This is a genomic window from Acinetobacter lwoffii, assembly GCF_024129685.1.
GTDB classification, from domain to species: Bacteria; Pseudomonadota; Gammaproteobacteria; order Pseudomonadales; family Moraxellaceae; genus Acinetobacter; species Acinetobacter lwoffii_X.
This window is the reverse complement of record NZ_JAMXXL010000059.1, coordinates 1-6,913: the sequence shown is the minus strand read 5'-3', so window position 1 is coordinate 6,913 and position 6,913 is coordinate 1. Positions and strand designations below refer to the sequence as shown.

The 6,913-nt window shown below is 35.8% G+C and carries 2 protein-coding genes and 3 pseudogenes; 2 read left to right on the top strand and 3 right to left on the bottom strand.

Annotated features, from left to right (window positions below):
- Nucleotides 1-79 (bottom strand): annotated as a pseudogene (locus NI464_RS15535) (IS5/IS1182 family transposase); the annotation flags it as partial.
- A gap of 79 nt (nucleotides 80-158) precedes the next feature.
- On the opposite strand from NI464_RS15535, the pseudogene NI464_RS15530 reads away from it, so the two are divergent.
- Nucleotides 159-3,593: pseudogene (locus NI464_RS15530) on the top strand (tyrosine-type recombinase/integrase); the annotation flags it as partial.
- Between the two features lie 582 nt (nucleotides 3,594-4,175).
- Here the strand turns inward: NI464_RS15530 and NI464_RS15520 are convergent.
- Together NI464_RS15520 and NI464_RS15515 are read right to left on the bottom strand one after the other, a co-directional pair.
- Nucleotides 4,176-4,923, bottom strand: a pseudogene (locus NI464_RS15520) (IS5 family transposase).
- A gap of 524 nt (nucleotides 4,924-5,447) precedes the next feature.
- Nucleotides 5,448-5,963 carry a tetratricopeptide repeat protein gene (locus NI464_RS15515; protein WP_086044995.1) on the bottom strand — a complete coding sequence of 172 codons (516 nt, stop codon included), beginning with the start codon at nucleotides 5,961-5,963 and terminating at the stop codon, nucleotides 5,448-5,450.
- 281 nt (nucleotides 5,964-6,244) lie between these two features.
- On the opposite strand from NI464_RS15515, the gene NI464_RS15510 reads away from it, so the two are divergent.
- Complete coding sequence (locus NI464_RS15510) at nucleotides 6,245-6,799, top strand: hypothetical protein (RefSeq protein ID WP_253139485.1); 555 nt, start codon at nucleotides 6,245-6,247, stop codon at nucleotides 6,797-6,799.
- Nucleotides 6,800-6,913 lie beyond the last annotated feature (114 nt).

Below are 6,913 nucleotides of genomic sequence, written 5' to 3'. Positions count from 1 at the left end.
AGTTGTGGTGAATGGATAAATTACGCAGAATAACTTTCAACTTTTGCCAGTGTTGATCTGTCAGCATGGTACGAGGCATAGCGAATAGTAACATTGGGTTTGGCGATTTGATTTTACTACTTCGCTATTTTTTTAAGCTAAAAGTGTCAACACACCCTAATATTCCTGAATATATATACTCTTCCAATAAGCGTGTGGGTAGCCCAATTGGAATAAAGATTGTTGAAATACAAAATGAAATTACACGAATAAAAAAGAGAATAAATCAGGCTTCTGAACATAAAAATTGGCAGGTGCTCTTTGATAGCTTGACGTTGTATACAGCATTATGGATGAATCTTGCAACTGCAGGACGAGGAATTAAGCAGCCCTTTCCAAAGTGGATCAGTCAGCAAGGCTGGGCATTGATTCAAGATAAACATCATCAAGATGAATCAACCGATCGTTATGTGCCATTGACGCAAGCGTTGATCAAACAGATTCAAGGTTTACGTGGTTTGATGGGAATGCTAGGGGAGCAAATTGAACCACGTGTTGATTTATCATCTTATGCTGTGCAACTTTGTGCTCCTCATCAGATTGAAGGTTTAGTTAGAAATTGGGCACGGAAGTTGGTTCGCTCTGATTATAATCAGTTACCTGGACGGTTCAAGGACGCTGGACTTGGGCACTGGATACGGGGTCGTCATCCATGGGATATGTTATCTGTATTTCCTGTATCAGCTTTTCAACAACAGTGGCTTGATGTACAAGAAAACTTGCAAAAACAATTAGGTTTCGAATGTCTTGAAGGTTTTGATTTTTTTAAAATCAAGCATATTCCAACATTTGTTTTAACCCAAGAGACTAAAACAGCTCAAGTAGAGACGAAGCTGAGAATACAATATTCAGAGAATGATGTAAAAGAATGGCTGAAAAACTCAGAGTATGAGTCCTATTGTCCGTTGATTTTTGAGGAAAATCCTGAGCCACAAGTAGCTTTAGAGCTTGGACATGTATTAGCTTCCCATTTAGCTAAAAATACAAACATTGATTTGCCAGAAGCCATAAAGGCATATTGTTCTTATATTCGCGATAAAACTAAAATTCCTTTATTCGTTCAACTTCCTCAAAAAGCTAATCGTACGTGGCTGACATCTGAAAATAGTTTTAGTACATGGAGTTATACTGAACAAAACTTACTTGATCTTATTCAGAAGGATTTAGAACATTTACCTGAACATCAAAATTGTGATATTGAAATAGGACGTTTGCTGGTTGTACTCTCCATGTATTCACAACTGTGCAGAGTGAGCCATTTACAAGCGATGTTGGAGTTTATTGCTTCTGATCAATATATAGTCGCTATGGGGAATAGTCGGCTCGTTGAGCTAACAGTGAATAATGATAGATCTGTGACGAAGATACGCCGTACAGTACTGTTAAGTCCTTATGTCTCGACTTTAATATTAGTAGACCGACAGTATCTACAGCCTCGATTAAAAGAGATTTTAGCACAGTCAAGAAATCAACAAAGAACGGCTTGGCAAAAGTGTTTTAATACATATTTAAAACAAATAGGGCTTAAGTCAACTCTATCGTTAGCTCAATGGTTGAAAGCTTTACAGCAAAAGGTGATGTTAAATAGCACTCCGTTGATTGCAGGTTATATATCAGGCCAAGTCCTGACTGAAGATCTTTCAATAAATGAATTATTACGATTATCCGAATATGAAAAATTAACCACAGGTTTAGATAGCACTGAGCCAGAAAGTGAAATAGAAATAGGCGATGAGCAACTACATTTGTCTGATATTTTAGCGATGATTCAGCAACTAAAAGGTGAGTCTAGATCAAGCATTTGGCTTAAACAGCTTGCTAGTAATAAAACGAATCACTACTCAGTCAATTTATTAACATGCTTTGTGCAATGGTTGATTTTACGCTGTGATGCAGAAGAGTTAAGTCTACAGAATCGAAATATGATTCATCTACATTTGGCCATCGTCAGTGCAGGTATATTGGGGTTTTCAGAAGATTTAACAAAAGATAGCCAGATTGATGAAGATGTATTTCAAAAATGGATGGAGTTGACGCAAGAGCATTTTCCACACCGCAAGCATCTCGCTGCGTGGAATCGCTTTAGAGAATTTTTAATTCAATTAAATGATGATCGTATAAAGTTACACAAGCGTACAGCGCATCAAGCAAGTGCTAAGGTTTTTTCAAAAAATGAAGTGCGGCAGATCGTTCAAATATTACAATCTGTAGAATCTGGGGTGAATGATACTGTTTTACGTCTAGGGATTCAGCGTCATTTTCGTTTATCTGCGGCGATGGGTGTACGCCGTTCAGAGACACTTCATTTACGGCCCTTAGATATTGATGAGGATATGCTCAGAATTCGTCCTTATGGTGAGCATCAGCTAAAAACACTCGGATCAGAACGTGTTGTTCCGATGAATTTATTAAGTCAGACGATTAAAAAGGGATTAGATGATGTTTATCAAAATAAAAAATATTCGATATTAATGTCTGATGAGAACAGTGAACATAAGCCTTTTTTTGATCAAATATCTCAAATATTAAAGAAAGTCACTGGAGATGTTGATCTCAGCTTACATCATTTAAGACATACGTTTGCAAGTGCATATACTTTAAAGTGTTTGCAAACAGTGGTGGATTTTAAAGCGCTGACGATAGAACTTCCATGGCTACAAACTTGGATGCCATCGAATGAGCAATTTAATACGCTAGTAGGCAATGAAGGACAGGTCGGTCAAGGGATTAAGGCGATTGGTCGAGTACTTGGACATTTACATGAATCGACAACATTAAAGCATTATATTCATATCTTATTTCTAGCTACTTATGCCTATAGCATGCAACAACAGCAACCCAATTTACATACTGCATTTTTTAAGCGAGTCATGAGTCGGAGTAATTTATTCAGGCATTTCCAAGCGATTAACCAACAGAATAGTAATCTAAAATATGAGTTGAGAGATACCATCGAAAAATATGTACTCAAAAAAAGACAAACTCAGAGGTGGGTAATCTATGCTCAAAAAAGAGGAAATTCGACGGGTAAAGTAATTAAACACGAACTATTTCAAAATATTGAAGATATTGAGCGGTATCTTATTTCTGGGCAGGGGCAGCCACAATTAGATATTGAGTCCTGGAAGAGAGCTTTAATTACGATGTCAAACATTCCTTCAGGTAAACGTGGTTCAAATATAGGAAGACATCCATTATTGACACAAGGAAAGTTAGCACGTTTGCCTGAATTACTAAGTGCTGTAGATTTTAATTCCGCACAAAAAATTTTAGAGCGATTTGATTATTTAGAACGAAACCAATCAGACACTTATAATTGGTTAATAAAAAAATGGTTGTATGAGAGTAATGTAACAAAAGTATTGATGCATTTTACGGCAGAAGATAAACCTATGCTTTCACTTCTTATAGAACATCAGTTTTTTCCGGTAGTGATGAAACATAATAAATATGATTATTTTAGAATAATGTCTCAACAAGCGTCATTAAGCGCCGTGCGATGGGTACTTGCGTGGTTGAGTGTACGATATTTAGCGATTGGAGATCATATCTGAATCTAAGTATATATGACTTATGCACGCTTTGTTACACAAAGGTTTGAAAGACAGCGCTACCTTAATTGAGCTAATTTCAAATGACAATTTGGATGTAAGTGCAGCCAAATTCTGTGAATTTGTTCGAGATAGCTACGTGTGCATGAATATCATTTACCTGACTAGAAAAATTTCTTGCTGCTCATTTATAGCTTAATAATAGAGACTTAAGTATTTTTTATGGATCAACAGAACCGAAAAACATCGCATTATCCATTGCGTTTTGTCTGCTGCTGGAAGCTATGTAACATGATTCCTTAGGTGAAATAGCCTAAGCTTAATAAGTGATTAAAAGGCCTGAAAATCCGCGAATTTGATTTTTTTCTTCGCTTTCAATTTGATCCATACGTTATTTATTTATTTATATTTTTCATTTACAAATCAATAAAATATTCTAATTTGGTTTGATCAAAGAAAAAGATACCCATTTGATAATTAGGTTACAGCAAAATCTGTAATCGGGCGTGGAAACCTGAAAATTACTACAGAAGTATTAAAACCGCTTTAACAGTTTTTTGTGCCTATTATGCTTAGGGCGTGTCATCAATTAAGCCATATCATGATTGAAGCAAGGTAGATTGCTGACAGGAAGTTTTGAGCCAATTTATCATAGCGCGTAGCAATACCTCGATACTGCTTGAGCTTGGCGAAGAAGTTCTCGATCAGATGTCTTGCTTTATAAAGATGTTGGTCATAATCACGCTGATCAATCGCGTTACTTTTGGATGACATCACGATCTGACCCTTGATCTTATGGATTGGATCAATCACCCGATCCTTAGAATTATAGGCTTTATCCATGAGCCAAGTCTGACTTAACGATAAGTCCAGCAGCACATCAGCACCATTTAAGTCATGAGTCTGCCCGGCAGTGAGATAAAATCCTGTTGGGTTGCCTAAAGCATCAGTACGGGCATGAATTTTGGTACTTAAACCACCTTTACTGCGTCCGATTGCCTGTTCTTTTTTTTCCGGCGCTGTGTTGATGAGCACGCACAATGGTTGAGTCTAGCATGGCATATTCATTATCACTTTCATGTGATAGCACTTCAAAAACTTTCTGCCATACGCCTGCTTTAACCCAACGGCTAAAGCGAGTGTGCACAACTCTAAAATCCCCAAAGCATTCGGGTAAGTCTCGCCATGGAATACCTGAACGATACCGATACAATACTGCTTCAACAAATAGCCTGTTATCTTTGGCAGTTACTCCAACAGTACTCGCTCGTCCAGGTAACAGATCCTTAATCTGCTCCCACTGATCATCTCTTAATGCATAGCGTTTAGTCATGAAAAAATAATGAGGACAGGTTAGATTTTCTCAAGCTAATTGATGACAGGCTCTAGTTTGCTATTATTAAATATTATTCAGCATAAAGTCATGTTGCAGAAGAAATGTCACCTTCAATGCAGCGTGACAATTTTGAAGTAGCACTAACTGATTTTGAAAAACATCCAATCATCAAATGTTTATTTAAAGCGGATAACGTCACGCGACACATAAGTTGTCATTTGCGACGCATAAAATGTCATTGAACGACACATAAGTTGTCATTGAAAGAAACCGCGATTATTGGTGGTTTTTTTATCAAGTCTCATATTAATTTTCTAAAATTAAAACTTTATGGTTAAATTAGATTGCATAAAACCGTGGAACATTGGTTGGTAAATAAGCGTGGAACATGAATAATCAATAAAAAGCCGTTCTGGTGCCCTATACTCCAGAACGGCTTAATTTAATATACTGATATATAATAAGAAATATCATACATTTCGTATAAGGTGTATTATGTTAATTTTAATTATTCTACATAGTTACATCTGTGCCTTATCTTCCCAAAATTTTGCTTTATCTAAATTTTTTTCTACACCTATTCCATATCGATACATAAATTCAAGATCCCTCATAGCCTCTTTACTGCCAAGAGACGCAGCTTTTTTAAATAAATCTAATGCCTTAGCAGTATCTTCAGTAACTCCCTCACCATTACGATATAAATTAGCTAAACCCACCATAGAATCAGTATGATTTAAGTCAGATCCTTTTGAGAACCACACAAAAGCTTTCTTATAATGTTCTTCAGCATCAGTTGGGTCCATATCTTCAACTAAACCAGCATATGTCGCATACCCATCACCAAGCCAATACATTGCATCGATATTGCCACTTTCCGCTGACTTAATAGCCCAGCTTTCGGCTTGAGCTTCATCTTCTTCAATACCGTAACCATGTATATATACATCGGCTAATTCTAATTGTGCTGATGAATCACCATTTTCAGCCTTTGTTAATAACTCATTTGAAAATGTTGGATTTGCCAAAGTTTCCATAGAAAAGATCAGTCCTAGAGCAATAGATGCAAGTTTGAAAAATTTCATTTTATGCCTTCAAATCAAAGTTATATTTAATTCGTTATGTTATTAATAATACTTTATTAAGATGAAAAATTAGAGTGATTTAACATAATGGCGATTATACGAAATTTTTAAATTTCTTTAATTATCATAAGGATAATATCATTTTTTAAATTTCGTATAACGTGCATTATGTTAATTTTAGGGAATCTAACCGTTTCTTAATTATTTAAATTTTGGAAAAATGTAGGCTATTTATGTCATTTGACTTCGTAAAAATCTTTAAAGAAATTGATCTTCATAAAAATGATCTAGATATTGATAATTTCATGACAACGATCATCAATCATTGTCATGAAATGCAGCCAAACAAAAGTTGGGACCTATTCAAAGAATTAGATTACACAACAGAAGTTAAAAGTTTAGCAGCCCACGTAATTGACTCTTTAGAAAAAGAGGCTTCTCCCTTTATTGAGCAAGGGTTTTGGTTTGGTCTTTCTGATAATGGATATCTATATTTTGCAGTATCAGATCAATACATTGCAGAAGAAGATAACTTAGATTGGATGTCTGAAGCTAGAACATACTATTCTGAGCAAGGCACTTTTAGCTCTGAAATTTTACGATCTATTGAAGATTTAGCAGATGAAACAGAACTGGATAATTATGCTGAATATCCTTTGTTCTTAGCTTATGCACTTAAACTGGCACAAGCGTCAATGAATCATTATAAAACCGCTTACCCAGAAAGAAAGGTTGGGTACTCTATTGGATATGATTCAGGAGATTTTATTACTGGAGGATGGATCTAATCCCCCCATTTAACATAATGGGCATTATACGAAATCAGTGTGTTAGAACCCATTTAAAGTGTCTATATTCTCACCAATAAAAATGTCTGGTTTATGATGGTTTTTATCACCATG